This is a genomic window from Phascolarctobacterium sp. Marseille-Q4147 (assembly GCF_017968825.1).
Lineage (GTDB): Bacteria > Bacillota > Negativicutes > Acidaminococcales > Acidaminococcaceae > Phascolarctobacterium_A.
Map to the genome: position 1 here is coordinate 1,327,528 of NZ_CP072874.1, position 1,168 is coordinate 1,328,695.

Sequence of the window (1,168 nt, forward strand, 5' to 3'; positions counted from 1 at the left end):
AGGCGGTCGCAGAGAAGAGGCCCAAGCGACTGTTTACCACAAACACAGGTGCCTGCTAAAGAGAAATCTGACGTATAGGTGCTGACACCTGCCCAGTGCCGGAAGGTTAAGGAAGGATGTCCGGAGCAATCCAAAGCATTCGACCGAAGCCCCGGTGAACGGCGGCCGTAACTATAACGGTCCTAAGGTAGCGAAATTCCTTGTCGGGTAAGTTCCGACCCGCACGAAAGGTGTAACGATTTGGGCACTGTCTCAACGAGGGACCCGGTGAAATTGAAGTACCTGTGAAGATGCAGGTTACCCGCGACTGGACAGAAAGACCCCATGGAGCTTTACTGTAACCTGACATTGGGTTCTGATACATCACGTACAGGATAGGTGGGAGGCATGGAAGCGAGGACGCTAGTCTTCGTGGAGCCGCCGTTGGGATACCACCCTTGATGTATCGGAATTCTAACCGTAGGAGTAACGAAACTCGGGACAGTGTCAGGCGGGCAGTTTGACTGGGGCGGTCGCCTCCCAAAGAGTAACGGAGGCGCCCAAAGGTTCCCTCAGCGCGGCCGGAAATCGCGCGAAGAGTGTAAAGGCAGAAGGGAGCTTGACTGAGAGCCAAACACGGCGATCAGGTACGAAAGTAGGGCTTAGTGATCCGGTGGCATCCAAGTGGAAGGGCCATCGCTCAACGGATAAAAGCTACCCTGGGGATAACAGGCTAATCTCTCCCAAGAGTCCATATCGACGGGGAGGTTTGGCACCTCGATGTCGGCTCATCACATCCTGGGGCTGAAGTCGGTCCCAAGGGTTGGGCTGTTCGCCCATTAAAGTGGTACGTGAGCTGGGTTCAGAACGTCGTGAGACAGTTCGGTCCCTATCCATCGCGGGCGCAAGAGATTTGAAGGGGGCTGCTCCTAGTACGAGAGGACCGGAGTGGACGAACCAATGGTGTACCAATTATCTCGCCAGAGGTATAGTTGGGTAGCTACGTTCGGAAAGGATAAACGCTGAAAGCATCTAAGCGTGAAACCAGCCTTAAGATGAGATCTCTCATAGAGTAATCTAGTAAGACACCTTGGAGAAGACGAGGTTGATAGGTCGGGAGTGTAAGTACAGTAATGTATTCAGCGGACCGATACTAATATGTCGAGGGCTTGACTTAAGAAGTAAGCCT

The 1,168-nt window shown here is 53.2% G+C and carries 1 other annotated feature (cut by a window edge).

From position 1 onward, the window contains the following. Positions 1-1,156, forward strand: a sequence feature (mutual gap in cmsearch alignment for this rRNA model is longer than 100); it begins 1,750 nt to the left of the window's first position. The last annotated feature ends 12 nt before the right edge of the window (positions 1,157-1,168 follow it).